Below are 19,698 nucleotides of genomic sequence, written 5' to 3'. Positions count from 1 at the left end.
GGGTCACCATCGGGCGTGCTGTCCTCGGCGGCACGATCAGCCTCACCACGTCGGTCCACCGGGAGCACTAATGGCCACTGATCACGGCCTTCAGGCGATGTCGCGGGTCGCGGCGACCCTGGCCGGATCGGGTTCCCTGTCCGACACTCTCACCGCCCTGGCAGGTGAGGTCCGGCGGTCGGCCGGACTCGCGGCCGTCCACATTCAACTCAGCGAGGCAGGCTGGCGCACCCTGCCCATCGGAGCGTTGTCAGGTCTGCCCGGAACCGCGGACGAATTGCGCGACCGGCTCGTCCAGTGCCAGGCGCTCGGCGCCGAACTGGTCTCCCTCAACGCGATTGCCCAACGCAGGCCCGTTGTCGTATCCCACCGCCGGGAGACCTTTCGCACCAATCCCGCCTGGGCGCCGATTCTGTCGATACATCAGGCGATTTCCTGGGAGAGCTTCGTGGCAGCGCCGTTGATCTTGCCCGACGGTGTGCTCGGTTACCTGAGCGCCTTCTACCCACCCGGACAAGAACCGGATCCCGACGAGATCTACTTCCTGTCGGCCGTCGCGGACCAGGCCGCAGTGACGATCGACCACGCCGGAATGATCGTCGACAGCCGAGCCCGCGCGGTTATCGAGGAGCGTCGCAAGTTCGCCGCCGACCTGCATGACTCCATCGTGCAGGAGATGTTCTCGTTGTCGATGCACGCGAGGGCGATCGAACTGACCAACGAGACGTCCGGGGCCGGTGCGGTCGCCAAAATTCGCGCTGACGCCGCTCGGGTGGTGGATCTGTCGCAGTCGGTGGTGAAGTCGTTCCGTTCGATGATCGCGGAACTGCGGGCACCGCAGCCTCCGGAAAGGTCCGTGGTGATGTCGATCCGCGAGTGGGTCGCCGAGGCGAGTCGCGGCACCGATCTCACGGTGAAGGTCGTCGACGAGGTCGGCGACATGGACCTGCTTCCCGAGCATCGGGAGGAAGTGTGGTACCTCGTTCGTGAAGCGTTCCACAACGTCGTCAAGCACGCCCAGGCGAAGCACGCGGTCATCCGATTCGCGCAACGACACGAGGAGTCCCGAACCCTCCTGGTCGTCGAGACGTCCGACGACGGAGTGGGGTTCCAAGAGCGAAGCTCGCGTCCCGGCCACGTCGGTTTGCTTTCGATGAGCGAACGCGCCGAGCGCCTCGGGGGGAAGCTCACCATCGTGACCCGGCCCGGCAGCGGCACTCTCGTGCGCCTCGAGTTCTGCCCCGCCGAGCCGGGAAGCAGGTCGGTCACTGCCGACGGCGCCGTCCAAATCGACTGGCAGGAACCGTCCGACGTGGCGAGCGAGAAGCAGTGAACGAGCCGGCAGCCGAGCAGATCCGACTGATGCTCGTGGACGACCACGCGGTGGTCAGGGCTGGGCTGCGTTCGTATGCTGACGCGGTTCCCGGTCTTTCGGTGGTGGGCGAGGCCGTTGACGGGGCAGACGCGCTGGGGCGCCTCGCGGAACTGGCCCAGGGGGGCCGGCTACCGGATGTGATCCTGATGGATCTGGTCCTTCCGGGTATCGACGGCATACAGGTCGGCAGCCTGATCACCGCGCGGTATCCCACCGTGAAGATCCTGATCATGACCAGCTTCAGTGAGACGGGGAACGTCCGGCGGGCCATCGACGCCGGCTTGTCCGGTTACCTCCTCAAAGACGCGGGTTCCGACGAGATCGTCGCGGCGGTTCGCGCCGCGACTCGTGGCGAGCTTTATCTGGACTCCGCGATCACCCGCTGCCTGACCGGCCCGGCCGAACCAGGCGGCACAGGTCTCGACGGGCTGACGCCGCGCGAGCGTGAGGTGCTGATCCACATCGCGACGGGGCTGTCCAACATCCAGATCGCGAACAAGCTGCAGATCAGTGAACGCACGGCCCGCACCCACGTCAGCAACCTGTTCGCCAAGTTGGGCGTCGCCTCACGGACCCAGGCCGCGCTGCTCGCCGTCCGCGAGGGTCTCACCTCGGAGTCGACCTGACCTGACGGGCTGGGCCGGCCGCTCCGGCGAACCTGATTGTCGGTCACCGTGCCGGCAGTGCACCGGTCGTGCCGGCGTGGGGATTGCGGGCGGCGAGGACGGTGAACACGGTGGCGATGAGGGCCAGGCCGCCGTACCCGAGAGCGATCTGCGGTAGCGACAAGGACGCGGAGAGCCGGCCGGCGATGAGGGCGGGGATCGTCGCGCCGCAGTAGGAGAGGATGTAGACGACCGTGAAGATCGGTGCCCGGTCGGCCACGTCGCTGCCCTCCAGCAGCCCGCGGGTGGCGGAACTGATGGCGATGCCTTGGCTGGCGCCGGCAACGATCGTCGCGGCGAAGAACAGCACCAGCGCACCGGCCGCGATCGCCGTGATGATGCCGATCATCCCCACCAGAAACCCGATCATGCCGACGCGCTGGGCCACCGCCGGCGTGAACCGGCCACCCAGCGGAGCGCCGAGAACACTCGGACCCATGTACGCGGCGAACACCAGCCCCAAAATGAGGGGGCTCTGACTGTGGAGCTGGTCTTCGACCAACGCCGGTACGAAGGCTTGGAAGAAGGCCCCGGTCGCCCAGGTGGCCAGGAGCACCGCCGCCGCGACGGGGAGCAGGTGCCTCACCCTGGCCGGAACGCGGACCCGGGGTCGCAGCGACCGCCAGGCACCCGGCGTCGGAGTGACGGTTTCCGGGCTCACGATGATGAGCGCGGCAGAGACGAGAAGCAGGCCGATCACCACCAGGTAGACGAGATCACGCGGCCACGGACCGAACTGCACCAGCGCGCCGGAACCGATGGCGCCTACGGCGAGGCCGAGCATCACTGTCTGGCTGGAGGCGACGGACGCCAACCAGGAGGGCCTGGCCGGTGCGGCGTCGACGATGTAGGACGTGAGGCTGCTGCTCGCCACGCCGGCACCGAAGCCCATCAGGAGCCGACCGGCGATCAAGATGCCGACGTGATGCACGTTCAGCAACAGCACACACCCCAGCAGGAGCAGACCGAGGCTGGCGACGGAAGTGGGCCGTCGCCCCAGGTGGTTCGACACCCGTCCCACCACCAGCAGTGTGCTGAGAGTGGCGACGGAGTAGGCGACGACGGTGATCGAGATGTCGGCGTTGGTGAACCCGTCCTCGGCCCGGTAGATGTTGAACAGCGGGATCGTCGAGCCCACCGCGGCGAACGACGCCACGAGCGCGACCACCCCGGACAAGAACGCGAGGGTGCGTGTTGTCCCCCGTCGCGCGACGCCGGTCTTTGGTGACACGTTGGACATCGAGCCACGCCTTTCTCTTCGTCTGATGTTCTGAACCACGCCGCGGCTTCACCAGGAGTCTCGCTGTGTCTCGATCCAGGAGGGGGACGCGCTTCCGGCAACGTCCGTCCATCACACCTTGGACTATACAGTCCTCTTGACTGAGGCGGATCGGGCCGCAATGCTCAGGTGACGAGGTTCAAGATCAATTATCGCCGTTCGGCGGTTACGGTTCCGGCCGCGCCCCGCCTAGCATCGAGGGTGTCCGCAGAGCGTCCACAAAGGAGACTTGATGGTTTCGCAAACCGAGGAACAGTACGGGTCCCGGACACTACGCGGCGCACTGTCCCCGAACTCGATCGCCCGGGCGGAACGCGTGTGGTCGGCCGCGACCGTGCTCGCACGCCTCGCGTTGGCCGCCGGATTCCTCTCGGCCGTCGCCGATCGGTTCGGCGGGTGAGCGCCTCGGTCTTCGCCGCTGCGGCGGCGGCTCTGCTACTGGCCCTCTCCCCCGTCGACACGTTCGCCTTCAGCTTCGACCGGCCTTTCCAGCGGAAGCGAACCGATTCGGGGACTATACAGTCCAGTCATCCTTGGTAGGTTCGGATCGCGGCCGATTCACACACCGAGGGTGGCACCCATGCCTGAGACCAAGACGAACATCTCCGTCGTCGACGACTTCTTTCGAGCAGTCGAACGTGGCGACATCGACACCGCGCGCGCCCTCTACGCCCAGGATGCCGTGATCTGGCACAACGACGGTGCCGGCGAACAAGACCGCGAAGCCAATCTCGCCGTCCTCCGGCTGTTCAGCACGGCCATCCGCGGCCTGCGCTTCGACGTGTCACGCCGTGTCGACGTCGGAGACGGGGTCTTCCAACAGCACGTCCTGCGCGGGCAGCTGCCCAACGGCGAGGAGTCCGCTCTCGACATCGCGATGTACCTCGCCGTCAGTGGCGGCAAGATCACCCGAATCGAAGAGTACTTCGACGTCGCCGGCGTGACCCACATCATCGCTCTTGCCGGCGAATCCGGAGGGGCGTGAAACCGGGCTCCTTGGCAGCGCTGCGGAGTGCTCGCCGGCGCACTTGGCCGATGCCCTGGGTGGGGCCGGGTTCTGCTCAACGTCGCTGCGCCCGGTCGAGGCCGACCGCAGCGACGTTGAGCTGATCCTCCAGTACCCCGCGGCCGTCTCGGCGCATGCTCGAAGCAGCATCCACCTCTCGGCCCGCGTTCAGGCCAGCAGCGCCCGTACCGCGCCGGCGATGTGCGACGCGGAGATCCCCGCCGCGTCCAGCAGTTCGTGCGCCGCGCCCGAGCCGGGCATTTCCCGCACTGCGAGGTGTTTCATCCGCAGCGGTGTCAGCCCGCTCGCCAAGAGCGCGTCGGCGACGGCGGACCCGAGCCCGCCCTCCGGGTGGTGGTCCTCGGAGACCACGATCCGTCCGCCGGTGACGTCGGCCGCGGCAATCAGGGTCTGTGTGTCCACCGGTTTGACCGAGTAGAGGTCGATCACCCGCGCGGCGATGTTCTCTCGTGCCAGCTCGTCGGCCGCGGCCAGGCATTCGTGCAGGGTCACGCCGGCGCCGATCAGCGTCACCACGTCGTCGTCGGTGGAACGCAGCACTTTGGCGCCACCGATCGGAAACTCGTCGTCCGCCGAGTACAGCGTCGGGTATCCGCCGCGCGTCGTGCGCAGGTAGGAGACGCCGGGACGGTCGGCCATCTCCTTGGTCAGTGCCACGGTGCTCGGTCCGTCGCTGGGGTACAGGACCGTCGAGCCCTGAACCGCGCGCATCATCGCGAGGTCCTCGAGCCCCATCTGCGAGGGACCATCGGCGCCGATCTCGACGCCGGCGTGCGAGCCGACCAGCCGGATGTCCGCGGCGGAGATGGCCGCCATCCGGATGAAGTCGTACGCCCTGGTGAAGAACGCGGCGAACGTCGACGCGAACGGCACGTAGTGGCGCACGCTCAGCCCGACGGCTGCTGCGATGAGCTGCTGCTCGGCGATGTACATCTCGAAGTAGCGGTCCGGGTAGGCGTGGGCGAACTCGTCGGTGTGCGTCGAGTTACTGACCTCGCAGTCCATCGCGACGACCCGGGGATGCATGCCGCCCAGCCACTTCAGTGCGTCGCCGTACGCCTTCCGGGTGGCCACCTTTTCGCCCAGTGAGTAAGCAGGTCTCGGTGTAGCAGCGCCCGGCGACCGCAATTCGGGGCCACGGTCGAAGGCACGGTCGAAGGCCGGCACCGGGCCGCGGACCAGCAGATTCCGCTCACCGCCCAGTTCGACGAGCGCGCGCTCGGCCATCTCGGCAGGCAGCGCCTTGCCGTGCCAGCCCTCCTGGTCCTCGACTTCGGAGAAGCCCTTGCCCTTGATGGTCTTGGCAAGGATCACTGTCGGCCGGTCGCCGCCCGCCCCCGCGGCGTGGAGCGCCTGGTCGATCGCCGGCAAGTCGTGGCCGTCCACGGAGATCACCGTCGCGCCGAACGACTCGGCGCGACGGGCGTAGGCGTCGAGGTTCCAGCCGAATTCCGTGGGCCCGCGCTGGCCGAGCCGGTTGACGTCGATCATCGCCACGAGGTTGCCGAGCCGGTAATGACTCGCCTTGTCCAGCGCTTCCCAGATCGAGCCTTCCGCCATCTCGCTGTCGCCGCACAACACCCATACGCGATAAGGCAGCTTGTCCAGGTACTTGCCGGCCAGGGCCACACCGACGGCGTCCGGCAGGCCTTGCCCGAGCGAGCCGGTGGCGACGTCGACCCACGGCAGGATCGGCGTGGGGTGGCCTTGCAGACGTGAGCCGAAGCGCCGGTAACCGGACATCAGCTCGTCGTCGGCGATGGCCCCGACAGCCTTGTACACCGAGTACAGCAGCGGGGAAGCGTGCCCCTTCGAGAAGATCAGGTGGTCGTTGGTGTCGACTTCGGGACGATCCCAGTCGTAGCGCAGATGCCGGCCCACGAGCACCGCGAGCAGATCCGCCGCGGACATGCTGGAAGTGGGATGGCCGGAGCCCGCGCTGGTGCTGCTGCGGATCGAGTCGACTCTCAGCTGCGCGGACAGCTCGGCGACCTCGTCCAGGCTGAGGTCAGTGGCGGGTTGCCGGGTGTCGGTCACAATTCTCTCCCCTCTCCGGGCGGCGACTCGTCACCGACTGTGCTGCCGGTCGCCATCCCGTGCTGACACACGATGTCCTCCGTTAGCCGCACGGAGTGGGCAGATCTTCCTGCCTCTGGTGGCTCGCGTCGGGTCGGCACCGACGGCTACTGATGGGGATCGTTGGCCTGGAGCGGGTCCCCGGTGGTGGAAACGTAGACGACCAGCAGTTTGGCGGGCTGGGTCGTGCTCGGGTTCGCCGCGACGACGTGGTGGGCGCCGGGTTTTTCGAACCAATTCTGACCCTGGTGGTACGTGGTCACTGCCTGGTCGTCGACCTGGCTTCGCACATCGCCTTCCAGCACGTAGGCGTACACGAAAGCCTGACCGTGGCGATGAGACGGCGCGGCCGAGCCCGGCGGGAAGTCCACGATCTGCGACGTGAACGTCTTGCCCTCAGCGTTCGGGAGGGCCTGTTGCAGCAACACACTCAGCTGGGGCGGCGAAGCTGCCGTGCTTGTCACCGCGGTGGTGCCCGTCACCGCGGCCGGCGCGCTCTGGGCAGCGGAGCTACAGGCTGTCGCGCCGGCCAGCGCGGCGACAACCAAAAACCGACCTACGATCTGCGAGAGAAACATGAAAAACCTCCTAGTGCCGAATTTTCTGCTTCCGCGGTTCAGTTGCGCCCGGCCATGACACCGCCGTCGACGTCGACGATCGCGCCGGTCATCCAGCTCGCTTTTTCCGAGAGCAGAAATGACGCCATGTTCGCGACGTCTTCCACGGTTCCGACCCGGCCCAGCGGATGCATGCTCGCGAAGCTGTTCACGGGGTCCTCGAGGTGCGCCTCGGGAACCAGCCGGTAGTACGGCGGGGTCTGCACCGCTGCGGGTGAGACCGCGTTGACCCGAATGGCATGCGGTGCCAGCTCGATCGCGAGTGCCTTCGTCAGGGAGTGCAGGCCGCCCTTCTGCACGGAGAAACCGGTGTGCGGCGTTGCCGCGATCCCCTGGTGCGCCCACATCGCGCCGATGTTGACGATCGACCCTCCGTTGCCCGCGGAGAGCATGCCGGCGACGACGGTTTGGGTGATGAAAAACATCGCACGGTTCAGTTCGTTGAATGAGTCGTAGAAGTCTTCGTCGTACTCGGTGAAGGGTTTGGGGACGAAGATTCCGGCCCCGTTGACCAGCAAGCCGGCGTCGGCATGTTCATCGGCGATCCGTTTTCGCACTTCGGGAATCTGTGCGCGGTCGGTCAGCTCCGCGGCGATACCCCATGCCTTACCGTGCTGCGACAGCGCTTCCACCGCCGCTTGCAGCTTCTCCGGATTCCGACCGGTGATCACGGCGCTGCCGCCGCCGGCGATCACCTGTTCGGCCGTGGCGTAACCTATTCCACTGCTACCGCCGACAACAACAATCTTGCGGCCTTCGAAGTCTTCGCTCACGAAATTTCTCCTTCATTGTCAAGACGCAGCATTGCGTTTACAGAGAGTCCGAGGCCGACGGTTCGGATGAACCGGAACAAGACCGGCCGACGACTGGGCGGCAGACCTGCACCAAGCGAAATCGACGGCAACCGTCCACTCTAGACGGAGAAGGTTTCAACGCGGACGGTCATCTCACCGTGCCGGGTACCGCCTGCCCGGAGGTCGACCGACGGCCAACATGTCCGCACACTGGCGTCGCAGCCATCAATCGTGGTGACGCCGGCACCGAGCCAGGCGGCAAGCACAGCTTCGCAGCTGCGGGCCGGCAGAGGCTGTTGATCACAGTGTGGACTATACAGTCCGCTCTGACGCGTGTCATCGAGGTTGTTTTTTTCTCACCGGTTCGGATGGCCGGCAGGTCGGCACGCACGTCGAGGGGACGACGTCAACTACCCACAGATCGTTCGCTTCCGCGGTATCCCGTTACCGGCGACTCACACTTCGAGAGTACGGATGTAGTCGATGGCCATGTCGAGCGCGATGCGCATGGACTTGATGTCCCCCTCGGTCTGCGCGAGCAAGTACCCGCCTTCGAGGGCGCCCATCAAGCCGATGGCGAGCCGTTCGGGATCGGCGTCACGGCGCAGTTTGCCCGCGTCGCGCATCCGCCGCAGACCATCCGCGATCAGGCCGCGCCAGGTTTCGAAGTGGCCGGCCAGAGCAGATCGAGCCCGCTGGTTCTGATCGGAAAGCTCACACGCCAGCGAGCCGAGTTGGCATCCATAAGCCCTGTTGCGCACAGTGTTCCGCTGGATGATCGCATCACGCCACCGCTCGAGCCCACTGACCGAGTCCAGCCGGCGCAGCTGTTCCCCCTGCGCCGTCAGCAGGTCTTCGGCCTGATGTTCGATCACATCCTGGACCAGCGCGTCCTTGTCGGCATAGTGACGGTAGAGCTGGGACTTGCTGGTACTGCTCGCCGCACGAACATCGTCGAGCGTGGTGGCGGCCACCCCCTTGACCGTCATCACGTCCACGGCAGCGCGGACGATCCGAGCCCGGGTCGCCTCACCTCGCGCCGTCAGCCGGACAGGCTTCATCGTGCTCTCCGGTTCCACCACCGCAACAGATTATCGCACCTGCCTGTGGCTGCGTGCCCCGCGATGCAATTCGGCCATCCGCGCCTAAGTCAATCCGCTTCGTCACGCCGCAACCGTTAACCGCCGGAAAACGGATGCGGCGGAGAAGTCCTGCATCCGCGACCGACTTACGACATCAGAGTCCGGTCGAGAAGCGCCGCCAGACTGACTCGTCGAGTGAAGACCTCGCCGCATTGTCATTTCCACGAGATCGGTCTGCCCCGTCGTATCGGAGTCAATCACCGCTGTCGACGTCGTCGGAAAGTGCCTTGCGGAGCTGGTTGACCGCCTGGCTCCTGGCCGCATCCAGAATCGGCCGGTTGTCGGCCTCGTGGGCGCGGTAGGCGTAGAGCCACGCCCGCGCTCCGTACACCTTCAGCCCGATGCCACCGCCTTCGTCGCACGGCCTCCCGGACTCCTCCCGAAGCTGCGGGTCGAGGTGGTACCGAGACCTACTCAGCACATCGGCCGCGTCGTCGAGCTCGGTGTCTTCCATCTCGGCCCACTCGCCGCGGACCAACCCCGGCACTGCCACGACGGCATCAGCGAAATTGATCAGGCCCGCCGGCGACGTCTCGACACCCCGCGGTCCCTGGTGATATCGGCTGCACGCGGCATCGATCGACCGCTCGGCCGCCACGGATTCGGCAGACCATTCGAGGTCGTCGGTGCCGGGCACTCGGAACAGGGTGTCAACCAACTGCTGCGCAAGCGGCACGAGCGAAGCCACGAACGCGTCACCTTGTTCGCGAGTCAGGTACACCCACGCGGGCGTCGACGGACGCCCCGCAGCGGGGAAATCCACGCGTGTCCAGGTGTCGATGAAGAACATCAGCAACTCCGGAATCGGCCGGGTGGCCGCATTCACGGAGTTGATCGGACTCTCGCCGGGGTACTGCGACTTCCAGACCGCGCGATCCTCATCTCCTAGAACGGGCACGTACACCCGCCAGTCAGTGCAGAAAAACGACATCTCGCCGGTGCGGACATTGAGCAGGACACGCTGGTAATGCCCCACCCATGAATCAGCCTGGGTGGGCAACGGAGGCAAATCCACATCTTCGGGAACCGGGATGTGCACAATCTCGACCGCATCGGCGTTGCGGAGCACGGTGAGTGCAGGAGTGACGCGCACAGTGGGCTTCCTCCTCCCTCAGCGGCTCGGGCAACGAGCTTGTCGTGGAACCGAAATGGTGCCAATCTGCTTGTCATCGCGCAGGAAGACGTCAATTTACGTGACATCCACTGCGTGGTGGAGAGCGCTCATTCCCTTGCCCCGCCGGTGTGCGGCTCAGCGGTCGCAGCGGGTACGTGCGGCGAGCCGCGTCATCGTGCAAGTGGTTGGTGTCGGTCCGTCTCGAAGTCTTACCGCCGGCGTCGCGACCTCGTTCTTTCCCCGACGGTCGACCTCGCGCCCAGCGAAGCCACGCGGCTCGGCCGGCGTCGCGCGCCGTGTCGACTGCCGGCGTCGTGGCGCTCCCTGTGCATGACCGACTGCGGCGAGAGCGTCAGGACACCGCACCGGCCACCCCGCAGCCGCGGACGAGGTCTGCGGCGGCGGGTCCGACACCGGAGAGCAGCAACAGTCGCGGAGAGTCGACCGTGCCGGCGCTGAGGATGACCTCGCGGTCGGCGTACACGGTATGGCCGGCGCCGTCCTGCCGGTATTCCACATCGGTGCGCTGGTCGGCGTCGAACAGCAGTCGGTGTGCGCGAGCACCGGTAGCCACGGTGAGATTGGGCCGCGCGTCCCGGATCGGTCGCAGGTAGGCCGCGGAGGTGCTCTGTCGCACCCCGTCCGCGATCGAGAGGTCGTGCCAGCCGGCACCTTCACCGTCGGCGCCGTTGAAGTCGTCGGTCCGCGGGTGTCCGGCGGCCAACGCGGCGTCGACGAATATCTGCGAGAGCGGGTTGGGTGCGGCCGAGCAGCGGCACGCGTCTGTCAGTGTCCTCCGACAGACGTGCGGCCACCACACACCCGGCCGTGCCCCCGCCGACGACCACATAGTCGTAGCGAGCACTCATGAGCCGGCCTCGACCGAGCGGCCCGCGGCCGGTTTCGGACGTGCTCGAACGAAGATACTGTCCATGCTGGCTCCTTCATCCGTACGGTGCAGCTCCCACCCGTAGCCCCACAGGTACGACGTCGCATACGACCGATACGGCCGCCATGGCTCACTGCGCTGCTCCGCGGCCTTCGGCGTGATCCGCCTGTCCAGTCGATCGAATGTCGTGATCGCCGAGCGCACAGCGAGGTCGCCGGCCGGGAAGATGTCCGGTCGACGCAGGTACCGCATCATGAACATCTGCGCTGTCGAAGGACCGATACCCGCCACGGCCACGAGCTTGGTTTGAATTTCGGCATCCGACATCACCGCGAGCTTGTCCGGGTCCAGCAGGCCGTCATCGGCGTGTTCTGCGACCTCGCGGATTGCCCTGGCTTTCGGGTGGGACAAGCCGGCTCCGCGCAGAGTCCGTTCGTCGGCCGTGACGACCCGCTCCGTGGTGATGGAGCCGCCCAGCTGCGTGACAAGCCGGTTGTAGATCGCCAAGGCGGTTGCCCTGCTGAGCTGCCGCGAGGCGATCGCGAACGACAACCATTCGAGCGGGCCGTGGACCTCGACCGGAAGGTGTGACTCGTAGGCATCGATCGGTCCTGTCGACCGCACCCACAGCGCGAGCGAGTCGTCGCGCGAGCCCAAGTACTCGTACGCGGCGCGCTGTTCCTTGGTTGCGCGCTTCCCCGTGCGAGTCATGGTCACGTCACCAGGGTCCCAAATATGGCTCATATAGTCCAGGAATAGGTCAGTCGATCCAGGCGTGCACCCTCGGGATGCGCGCGATCTCGCTCATTCCCCGGACCCCTCAGCCGAGCCGGCAATGGTGGAAGCCCACGGTACCCGCCACGGGTCGACCATGCGAGTGGACTATATGGTTCTCTTCGGTGCATGATGGATACGCGGGTAGCCGTCCTCTGGCACCTCGCGACACCGGCTGGGCTCGGCGCCATGTCGTCGAGCTGTCGTGTCAAGACACCAACTACTGTGGAGTGATCACCATGTCGGCACGTGCAGCCCTGATCACCGGCGGCACCAGCGGGATCGGTAAGGCGACCGCGCAGGTTCTGCACAGCCGTGGCTATCGCGTCGCGGTCACCGGACAACGTCCGGAAAGCGTCGCCCGGGCGCGCGAAGAGCTCCCCGAAGACGTCCTGGTCTTGCAGGCCGACGCGCGCTCGCTCGCCGACACCGACAAGGTGGTGTCCGAGGTCCGCGACCGGTTCGGGAGTCTGACCACGCTGTTCCTGAACGCCGGCGTCAGCCGGCCCGTGACGCTGGACGTCTGCGACGAAGCCGCCTACGACGAGACGTTCGCCGTGAACACGAAGGGGCAGTTCTTCACCCTGGGCAAGGCGCTCCCGCTGCTGATCGACGGCGCTTCCGTCATCATCACGGTCGGCATCGGGGCGACGCGAAGCCTGCCCGGCAACAGCATCGCGGCCGGGTCGCACGGCGCGATGCTGGCCATGATCCCCACGCTGGCCCTGGAGCTCGCCCCGCGCCGCATCCGGGTCAACGCCGTGAGCCCCGGATTCACCGACACCCCCATGACGCGGACCGCGCTCGGCACCGGATCTGCCGACGTCCCCGCGACGATGGCGGCGATGGCGGAGAAGAACCCGTTCGGTCGCCTCGGCACGCCCGAGGACATCGCCGGGACCGTGGCGTTCCTGGCTTCGGACGAGGCCGCCTACGTCACCGGGCAGGAGATCGTGGTGTCCGGCGGCGCCGGGCTGGCCGTCTGACCGAGCGCACGAGAAGACGAACCTTCGACGGCCGGCAGGATTCCGCATCCTGGCGGCTGTCTCAGCACCGCAGCTGACTGACGAGTTTGTCGGCGGCGAGGGTGAGGGCTTCCGTGTAGCTGGGGAACTGGACGATGCCGTCGGCGAGATCGTCGATGGTGAGGTGGTGCCGGATGGCGAGGGCGGCGGTGTTGATCCACTCGCCGGCGAGCGGAGCGACGGCCCAGGCACCGACGAGTGTGCGCTGCCGACGGTCCGCGATCAGGGTGACGGTGCCGTAGGGGTCCGTCTCGTAGGTGTAGGGGCGCGCGATCTCGTCGGCCAGCTGCAGGGTGGAGGCCACGATGTCGATCCCCTGGCAGCGGGCTGACGCGGGGGTGAGGCCCACCGCGGCGATCTCGGGCTGGGTGAACACCACGCGGGGGACGGCGGTGTAGTCGGCGACGCGCGGGCGGCCCAAGATGTTGTCAGCCACCACGCGGCCCTGGTAGGTGGCCACGTGGGTGAACAGCGCGACTCCTGTCACGTCTCCGACAGCCCACAGCCTGTCGCCGGCCCGGCAGTTTTCATCTACTTCGATGTGCCCCAGGGACCCGGGCCGCACGCCGACGGCCTCCAGGTTCAGGGAGGCGGTGTGGGGAGTGCGACCGGTGGCGTTGACGAGGACATCCGTGTCCACAGTGGTGCCGTCATCCAGCTCGACGACGATTTCTTCGCCACGCCGGCCGGAAACACGCCGGACGGTGTGCGCTCGGACGCCGGTCCGCACGTCGATTCCATCCGCGGTCAACAGCTCGGCGATCAAGTCGCCCAGTGCCGGATCTTCGCGGTCCAGCAAGCGCGAGCCGCGCTGCACGATGGTGACCTGGCTGCCCATGCGAGTCAGGAAATGGCCGAGTTCGATGCCGGTGGCGCCGCCGCCGAGGAAGGTCACCCGTTCCGGGATCCGGGTGAGGGTGGTCGTCTGGCGGTTGGTCCACATCGGCACATCGGCCAGACCGGCGATCGACAGGTGGCTCGGAGCCGCGCCAGTGGCGATGACGACGTGGTCGGCAGTCAGCGTGCGGCCCTGGACCTCGACCTTGCCGGGTCCGACCAGGCGCGCGGTCGCCTTGATCACGGTGGCGCCGAGCTTGCGCAAGCCGTCGGCCTGGCCGGTGTCGTCGAGGTGGCGGACCATGAAGTCGCGGTAGTCACGCAACGTCGTCCACTCCAGACCCGGCCGCGTGAGCCCGGCGGTGCGCTCGGCTTCGGCGCGAGCTTCGGTGGAACGCAGCAGGGTCTTGGACGGGATGCAGGCCCAGTAGGCACATTCCCCGCCGATCAGCTCCTTTTCGATGACCGCGATCCGTTTTCCGCCGGCCAGGAGCCGGTAAGCAGCGGCTTCACCGCCGGTGCCCATGCCGATCACGATCGCGTCGAAGTGTTCACTCATCAAGACCACCATCCGATGGGTCTGTCCTGTCATTCCGGTCGCGGTCGAGGTCGGCTCCCCCGTCGCACGGACCAGGCCGAAAAGACTCGCGCTGCGGCGAACGCGCGATTCTCCGAGGAAAGGGAAACCGCTCAGCGCGGCAAGGTTCGGTCCTGAGAAGTCGGGTTCAGCAGCACCGCGGGTTCACCGCCGTCGAGGAAAGCATCCCGAGGGTGCTGCACCGACGCCAGCGAGAGGATGTCCCGGCCGAACAACCCGGCGGTCAGCCAGATCACGAGCACTCGGACCTTGCGTTCCCAGCTGGGCACGGCCAGCACGTGATAGCCACGATGCATCAGCCAGGCGAGGGGCCCCTTGATCACGAATCGCCGATACTGGAAGATCCCGTGACCGATGCCGAGCTCCGCGATGGAGCCGAGGCTGTGGTGACGGTAGTTCTTCGGCTTTCCGCCGCGCATGGTCGCGACGATGTTGCGGGCGAGCAGCTTGCCCTGGCGCACGGCGTGCTGGGCGTTGGGCACCGTGCGGGCGCCGGGGATCGGCGAGGTGAGGTCTTCGATCGCGGCGTCGTCTCCGGCGGCCCATGCGTCGGGTACTGGTTCGGCGTCGGTACCGACCCGCAGGTCCGGCCGGGCGACGACGAATCCACGCTCGTCCACCGGGAGGTCGGTGTGCTTTTCCACAACCGGGTTCGCCGCGTTGCCGGCCGTCCACACGATGAGCTCCGAATCGAACTCCTCGCCGGTGGAGAGCACCACGTGCCCACCGGTCATCGACCTGATCTGCGTGTCCAGGTGCACCTGCGCACCACGTCGTCGCAGGAAACGCACGACCCACCGTCCTGGCGAGTCGGTGACCTCGGGCAAGATCCGGCCCGACGCTTCGACGAGGTGAAACCGAAGCTCGTCGCGATGCAGTTCGGGATAGCGCTTCAGCAGCGCGGTCGCCAGCGACAGCAGCTCGGCGAAGCCCTCGACGCCGGAGAACCCACCCCCGACGAAAGTGGCGGTGAGCAGCTTCTGCCGGTGCGGCCCCGGCGGCAGCACGGCCGCTCGGTCGAACGACGTCAGCAGCCGGTCGCGGATCGCGACCGCTTCCTCCACGTGCTTGAGGCCGATGGCCTGTTCGGCGATGCCCGGCACCGGGAACTTGCGGGTGACCGCGCCGGCGGTGACCACGACGACGTCGTAACCCTGTTCGAACGGGTCCCCGCCGGCGCGCCGGATCGTCACCGAGCGGCGTTTGTGGTCGATCGCGTCGACCATCCCGGTGATGATCCGCGTGCGGTGGAGGTGGCGGCGCAGCGACACCGCGGCGTGCCGCGCCTCGATCGACCCGGCCACCACCTCGGGCAAGAACGGCTGATAGGTCATGTACGGCCGCGGGTCGACCACCGTCACTTCGGCCTCGTCCCGGCGCAGCTTCTTTTCGAGTTTCCATGCGGCGTAGAAGCCCGCGTATCCGCCGCCGACGATCAAGATCTTGCGCATGAGGCCTCTGTCTCTCAAGTCCGCGGCCGAAGATGCCCTAGTCGAACTCGCTGCCCGGCACTGAATCGAGCCATCGCACCCAGGCCGGGCATCGTGCGCACACCGCTCTGTCCGGGCTCTGTCGTGTTGCCCGATTCTCTGCGCCGTGCCGCCGACGGTTCTTACCCTGGATCTTGGATCTTCCAGCCGTCCTGTGGCGGCACCGCCTGCGACACCTCCCACAGCAGAGCCGCGGAATAGGTGCGGAACGGCGCCCACTGCCGGCCGAACCCTTCGTCGGCGCTGCCACACGCCCAGATCCGCCGGACAACCCGGGCGAGCACCGGGTCGTCGACCGGCAGCACGTCCGGCCGGTGCAGGCGGCGGATCAGGAACAGGTCCGTCACGTCACGGGGAATCCCGTACCGAGCAAGGATCTGCCGGACTTGGCAGTCGTTGCGTCCGACGAGGAGGTCCAGGTCGATGTCGCCGGCCAGCTGTGCCTGCGAAAGCCGCACCAGCCGGTCGGCGTCCGCCCGCGGCACCCCCAATGCGGTCAGCCGGTCGGCACCGAGGTCGGCGACCATCGCCGGAGACGGGTGGCCGCACGACACACGACAGATCTGCGTGTACACCGTGGAAGTCGACGGCGTGTGGAACTGCCTCGCGCCGAAGTAGCGAACCAGCGCCGGGAAATGGCCGCCGAGACCGGCTTCCTCCCGGTGGCTGAACGGCTCCGGCCGGCCGAACCGGCGAACAAGGCAGCGCATGACCGGGTCGCGCTCCACCAGGTGGTCATAAGCGAGTTCCGACTCCGTGACAGCGGCACCGACCAAGACAGGAATATCCCGCGCGTGCAAACCGACCTTCATCGGACGCCTCCTGCTCACAGTTCAGTCCGTAGCCGGCGGACGTGGCCTTGTCCCACGCCTCGGCATGCCGAGCTCTGCGTTCCAGTCAGCCGCACGAGCGCCCAGAACGGACCCGTACCGTCCCCGTGCCGCCCGGAACCCGTAAGTCACGCGGGGCGCGAAGGAGTCAGCCGAGTCCACATAGGACAGCAGCACGCCGGCATCGACACCGCGCACCCGGATCCGCGTACGCCGGATCCTGCGCCTCGCTGTTCAACCCGTCATCGCCGGGCTAGCTCCGAACGGTGTCCAGAAGCTCCAGCCACGCCCGGATGAACATCTCGAACCCGTCATCCTCGGCAGCGCGGTGCGCGGCGTCGGTCGTGGGCTCCTCCCCCGTGTCGCCGCAGCCGCCGATCGCGGCCGTTTCCCGGCCGGTGAACCTGTCGGTCATAGCTCCCCGTCGCATGCCGAGAGTCGTTGCTCGTTGATCCCCAGGAATTGACGGCAGCAGCTCAGGCGCGGCGGCCGCAGATCTGGGGATCCACGGGCCGCTCGGGCTTCGGAAGCCCGCCGACCACCAGGCGGTAGGAATCGATCACGAGCTCCTTCACCAGCTTCGCGCCGATGGTGCCCCCGCCTTCGACCGTGATCCAGTGCTTCTTGTTCATGTGGTAGCCGAGGGTGATGTCCGCGTGCTGCTCACGCAGTGCGGTGGCGTTGTCCGGATCTGCTTTCACGACCACAACCGGGTGTCCCGGCAGATCGGTCATGAGCATGAAGACCTTGCCGCGCACCTTGTAGAGGTCCCAATCGGGGCCGGAACGGTGCTCGAGGTCGGCGCCGGGCAGTGCCACACCGCAGTCGCCTGCGATCTTCTGCAGCTTGTCGCCGTCCAAGGTGACCAACTCCTCTGTCGATTCGGCTTCGATCGCCACGTACTCAGCTACCGCGACAGCGGAGGTTCTTACTGCGGAGGCCATCAACCGGGCAGCACCGCGAACTGGATCGGCCCGAGTCGGAGGTGGGCGGATGCACTCACCTCCGACTCGGGCGCCGGGGTGGTGTCCGAGTCACTCCATCACGACGGTGACCGCTTTGGTCTGGGTGTAGGACAGTAACTCGTCCACTGACTCAGGGCTACGGGCAGGACGGTGCCACCCGACCTTTCGGGATGTATCGTCCTTCACGTCGCGTGGAAGCGAACCTGGCCGAGGGCCATGTCGAGCGAGGCGCGCAATTGATCGGTGTCCTGGGTGGTGTGCGCCAGCAGATAACCTCCTTGCAGGGCGGCGATGACGCCGACGGCAAGGACTTCCGGCGCCACATCGGAGTCGAGCTCGCCGGCGGCCTGGATGCGCGACAAGGCCGAGGCGAGCAACCCCTGCCACCGGGAAAACGCTGTGGCGAGGGCGAGCCGGCCACGATCGTGGCGGTGAGCGAGGTGGTAGATGAGCGAGCCGAGAGGGCAACCGCCTTGCGCCGCGCACGAATCGAGCAGTCGCGACTGCCACTGTTCGAGGTCCGTGAGGCGTTCGACTGCGTTCAGACTGGGACGCTGCGCCCGCAAGACGAGCTCGAGCTGGGCCTCGACGATCGCCTCCACGATCCCGCCGGAGTCGGGAAACAGCTGGTTGAGCTCCGCCTGAGTCACGCGAGCGGCAGCATGAACACGCGCCGCAGTGAGCGAGCCGACGCCTTCGCGCAGCAGGAGCGTGGTCGCCGCTGCCACGACGCGCGCACGGGGTCCCGGCTCGGACGTGTCGCGACTCGGGCAGGGCCTGTCATACCAGTCGGCCGTCATGGTGGCAACAGTAGCCGCACGCGTTCCGGCGGGGGACTTCCCCCTGAGCAATCAGGGTCCATATGGTCCACTTCTTATCCACTGAGGGCAAGACAGTAGATTCGAACTCAACCTCGGCGGCGCGACCCGGACCACCCTGCCGAGTCCGGCCGAGTTCTCAATAATGGACCGTGAAGTCCACAGAGCGTGGACGTGATCACCGCACACAGAGAGAAGAGGTTCCGGATGAAGGCGATTGTGGTGACGGACGAAGCCGCGGGAAGGGCCGGGATGACGCTGGTGGACCGGCCCGACCCCGACGTGGCGATGCTCGCCGACCTCGCCGGGGCGAACTACGGCGATGTCGTCGTCGAGGTTCACGCCTCGGGCTTCACCTGGGATGAGCTGTCGTGGCCCTCGACCTGGGTCGATCGCCGTGGCCGGGACCGGACGCCGTCGATCCCCGGACACGAGGTGGCCGGCGTGGTCACCGCGCTGAGCTACGGCGCCGCAGGATTGTCGGTCGGTCAACGGGTGTTCGGTCTCACGGACTGGACCCGCGACGGCACACTGGCCGAGTACGCGGTCGTTGAAGCGCGCAATCTCGCGGCGCTGCCGGGCGACGTCGACTTCACGACCGGCGCGGGCCTCGTCATGGCGGGCCTCACCGCGTGGCAGGGGTTGTTCGTGCACGGCCGGCTCGAGGCGGGACAGCGGATCCTCGTACACGGCGCGGCCGGAGCGGTCGGGTCGATGGCGACGCAACTCGCGCGCGAGGCCGGTGCTTACGTTGTGGGCACTGGACGCGAGGCCGACCGTGCGGCGGCCCACGATTTCGGGGTGCAGGAGTTCGTCGATCTGGAGAACGACGCGCTGGACGACGTCGGCAATGTGGATCTGGTGTTCGATGTCTTCGGTGGTGACATCGGGTCGCGGTCCGCGGGTCTGGTTCGGGCCGGCGGGACACTGGTGACGATCGCCGGCCCGCCGGAGACCCGACCCGCCGACGGCCTGGCGATCGACTTCGTCGTCGAGCCGTCCCGTACTCAGCTGGGTGAAATCGTGCAGCGCGTGCGGGACGGTCGGGTGCGCACGAACATCGGCACCGTGGCGAGCCTCGACGACGCCGTGGCCGCGTTCAACCCGACCCAGCGGAAAAAGGGCAAGACGATCATCCGCGTTCGCCCGTAACAAGCGCGGACGAAACCGGTTCCGACTCCCCTGCCGGCACCGTCAGCGACGCGACCTCGACGGTATGGCCCCACCAGCGTTCCGCACGACGTCCCGGCGACGGCTCGTGGTGAGACTCGCGGATCCGCCGAGCCTCACCACGAGCCCTGGCGTGCCCCGCTGCCCGCGAGCGAACCACTGAGTGCGGCCTTCAGCTTCCTTCTCGAATCAGCATTTCGGTGTAGTCACGCA

The 19,698-nt window shown here is 67.2% G+C and carries 20 protein-coding genes; 6 read left to right on the top strand and 14 right to left on the bottom strand.

The window, feature by feature from the left end; genetic code table 11:
- Nucleotides 1-70: 70 nt before the first annotated feature.
- Nucleotides 71-1,333: a GAF domain-containing protein gene (locus ABZU76_RS33025; RefSeq protein WP_354876319.1), complete on the top strand. Its 1,263-nt coding sequence runs from the start codon at nucleotides 71-73 to the stop codon at nucleotides 1,331-1,333.
- Entirely contained in the window at nucleotides 1,330-2,001 is a 672-nt protein-coding gene (locus tag ABZU76_RS33020; RefSeq protein WP_354876316.1) for a response regulator transcription factor, read from the top strand. Before ABZU76_RS33025 ends, ABZU76_RS33020 begins: the two co-directional genes overlap by 4 nt.
- Before the next feature lie 43 nt (nucleotides 2,002-2,044).
- On the opposite strand, the gene ABZU76_RS33015 is transcribed toward ABZU76_RS33020, so the two are convergent.
- Entirely contained in the window at nucleotides 2,045-3,208 is a 1,164-nt protein-coding gene (locus ABZU76_RS33015; RefSeq protein ID WP_354876601.1) for an MFS transporter, read from the bottom strand.
- A gap of 343 nt (nucleotides 3,209-3,551) precedes the next feature.
- Here ABZU76_RS33015 and ABZU76_RS33010 point away from each other — a divergent pair, with 343 nt between their 5' ends.
- Both ABZU76_RS33010 and ABZU76_RS33005 read left to right on the top strand, forming a co-directional pair.
- A complete protein-coding gene (locus ABZU76_RS33010; RefSeq protein WP_354876314.1) occupies nucleotides 3,552-3,719 on the top strand; it encodes a hypothetical protein in 168 nt (55 codons plus the stop codon).
- Nucleotides 3,720-3,899: 180 nt separating this feature from the next.
- Entirely contained in the window at nucleotides 3,900-4,304 is a 405-nt protein-coding gene (locus ABZU76_RS33005) for a nuclear transport factor 2 family protein (RefSeq protein ID WP_354876312.1), read from the top strand.
- Nucleotides 4,305-4,493: 189 nt separating this feature from the next.
- Here ABZU76_RS33005 and ABZU76_RS33000 read toward each other — a convergent pair whose 3' ends face one another.
- The 7 genes from ABZU76_RS33000 to ABZU76_RS32970 form a co-directional block, all read right to left on the bottom strand.
- Nucleotides 4,494-6,383, bottom strand: coding sequence for a transketolase (locus ABZU76_RS33000; protein ID WP_354876310.1), 1,890 nt, complete (start codon nucleotides 6,381-6,383; stop codon nucleotides 4,494-4,496).
- 146 nt (nucleotides 6,384-6,529) lie between these two features.
- Nucleotides 6,530-7,000 carry a cupin domain-containing protein gene (locus tag ABZU76_RS32995; RefSeq protein ID WP_354876307.1) on the bottom strand — a complete coding sequence of 157 codons (471 nt, stop codon included), beginning with the start codon at nucleotides 6,998-7,000 and terminating at the stop codon, nucleotides 6,530-6,532.
- A 38-nt stretch (nucleotides 7,001-7,038) separates the two neighbouring features.
- Nucleotides 7,039-7,812, bottom strand: a complete 774-nt coding sequence (locus ABZU76_RS32990) for an SDR family oxidoreductase (protein WP_354876304.1) — start codon at nucleotides 7,810-7,812, stop codon at nucleotides 7,039-7,041.
- Nucleotides 7,813-8,288: 476 nt separating this feature from the next.
- Nucleotides 8,289-8,915 (bottom strand): TetR/AcrR family transcriptional regulator, encoded by a 627-nt coding sequence (locus ABZU76_RS32985; protein WP_354876301.1) that lies wholly within the window; start codon nucleotides 8,913-8,915, stop codon nucleotides 8,289-8,291.
- A 253-nt stretch (nucleotides 8,916-9,168) separates the two neighbouring features.
- The gene (locus ABZU76_RS32980; RefSeq protein ID WP_354876298.1) at nucleotides 9,169-10,068 is read right to left on the bottom strand and encodes a hypothetical protein; all 900 of its coding nucleotides are present in this window, start codon (nucleotides 10,066-10,068) and stop codon (nucleotides 9,169-9,171) included.
- A gap of 373 nt (nucleotides 10,069-10,441) precedes the next feature.
- Nucleotides 10,442-10,939 (bottom strand): GMC family oxidoreductase N-terminal domain-containing protein, encoded by a 498-nt coding sequence (locus tag ABZU76_RS32975; protein ID WP_354876598.1) that lies wholly within the window; start codon nucleotides 10,937-10,939, stop codon nucleotides 10,442-10,444.
- A gap of 15 nt (nucleotides 10,940-10,954) precedes the next feature.
- On the bottom strand, nucleotides 10,955-11,689 hold the full coding sequence (locus tag ABZU76_RS32970) for a hypothetical protein (protein WP_354876595.1): 735 nt from the start codon (nucleotides 11,687-11,689) through the stop codon (nucleotides 10,955-10,957).
- Nucleotides 11,690-11,991: 302 nt separating this feature from the next.
- On the opposite strand from ABZU76_RS32970, the gene ABZU76_RS32965 reads away from it, so the two are divergent.
- Nucleotides 11,992-12,738 (top strand): SDR family oxidoreductase, encoded by a 747-nt coding sequence (locus tag ABZU76_RS32965; protein ID WP_354876295.1) that lies wholly within the window; start codon nucleotides 11,992-11,994, stop codon nucleotides 12,736-12,738.
- Between the two features lie 61 nt (nucleotides 12,739-12,799).
- Here ABZU76_RS32965 and ABZU76_RS32960 read toward each other — a convergent pair whose 3' ends face one another.
- The 6 genes from ABZU76_RS32960 to ABZU76_RS32935 form a co-directional block, all read right to left on the bottom strand.
- Nucleotides 12,800-14,173 carry an NAD(P)/FAD-dependent oxidoreductase gene (locus ABZU76_RS32960; protein WP_354876293.1) on the bottom strand — a complete coding sequence of 458 codons (1,374 nt, stop codon included), beginning with the start codon at nucleotides 14,171-14,173 and terminating at the stop codon, nucleotides 12,800-12,802.
- 131 nt (nucleotides 14,174-14,304) lie between these two features.
- Nucleotides 14,305-15,663, bottom strand: coding sequence for an FAD-dependent oxidoreductase (locus ABZU76_RS32955; protein ID WP_354876291.1), 1,359 nt, complete (start codon nucleotides 15,661-15,663; stop codon nucleotides 14,305-14,307).
- A gap of 161 nt (nucleotides 15,664-15,824) precedes the next feature.
- On the bottom strand, nucleotides 15,825-16,514 hold the full coding sequence (locus ABZU76_RS32950; protein WP_354876289.1) for a hypothetical protein: 690 nt from the start codon (nucleotides 16,512-16,514) through the stop codon (nucleotides 15,825-15,827).
- 271 nt (nucleotides 16,515-16,785) lie between these two features.
- A complete protein-coding gene (locus ABZU76_RS32945) occupies nucleotides 16,786-16,947 on the bottom strand; it encodes a hypothetical protein (RefSeq protein WP_354876287.1) in 162 nt (53 codons plus the stop codon).
- Nucleotides 16,948-17,008: 61 nt separating this feature from the next.
- Nucleotides 17,009-17,392, bottom strand: coding sequence for an MmcQ/YjbR family DNA-binding protein (locus tag ABZU76_RS32940; protein WP_354876285.1), 384 nt, complete (start codon nucleotides 17,390-17,392; stop codon nucleotides 17,009-17,011).
- A gap of 287 nt (nucleotides 17,393-17,679) precedes the next feature.
- On the bottom strand, nucleotides 17,680-18,297 hold the full coding sequence (locus ABZU76_RS32935; RefSeq protein ID WP_354876283.1) for a TetR family transcriptional regulator C-terminal domain-containing protein: 618 nt from the start codon (nucleotides 18,295-18,297) through the stop codon (nucleotides 17,680-17,682).
- A gap of 225 nt (nucleotides 18,298-18,522) precedes the next feature.
- Between ABZU76_RS32935 and ABZU76_RS32930 the strand changes: the two genes are divergently transcribed.
- Complete coding sequence (locus tag ABZU76_RS32930; protein WP_354876281.1) at nucleotides 18,523-19,467, top strand: NADP-dependent oxidoreductase; 945 nt, start codon at nucleotides 18,523-18,525, stop codon at nucleotides 19,465-19,467.
- Nucleotides 19,468-19,698: the final 231 nt, after the last annotated feature.

This window comes from Amycolatopsis sp. NPDC005232 (assembly GCF_040607795.1).
GTDB lineage: Bacteria > Actinomycetota > Actinomycetes > Mycobacteriales > Pseudonocardiaceae > Amycolatopsis.
This window is presented reverse-complemented; position numbering and strand designations above follow the sequence as displayed.